At 72.5% G+C, this 258-nt stretch carries 1 protein-coding gene; it reads left to right on the top strand.

Annotation, left to right across the window (positions count from 1 at the left end):
* Positions 1–258, top strand: a 258-nt coding sequence (locus SB751_RS32525) for a Bug family tripartite tricarboxylate transporter substrate binding protein (protein ID WP_410749322.1), incomplete at both ends; no start/stop codon positions are given.

Below are 258 nucleotides of genomic sequence, written 5' to 3'. Positions count from 1 at the left end.
CCCCGCGGGCGGCAGCACCGACGTGCTCGGCCGCGCCATTGCCCAGCAACTGGACGCCGAACTGGCCACCCGCGTGATCATCGACAACCGTCCCGGCGCCACCGGCACCATCGGCGCGGCCCGCGTTGCGCGCGCCAATGCCGACGGCTTGACGCTCCTGGGCACCTCCATCGGGCCCCAGGCCATCGCGCCGCACGTGATAGGCAAGCTGACCTACGACCCGGTCGCCGCGTTCGACCCCGTCATCCTGATCGGCAC

The organism is Cupriavidus sp. SIMBA_020 (genome assembly GCF_046535395.1).
GTDB lineage: Bacteria > Pseudomonadota > Gammaproteobacteria > Burkholderiales > Burkholderiaceae > Cupriavidus > Cupriavidus campinensis.
The sequence above is the reverse complement of the archived record's forward strand: the minus strand, read 5'-3'. Positions and strand labels throughout refer to the sequence as shown.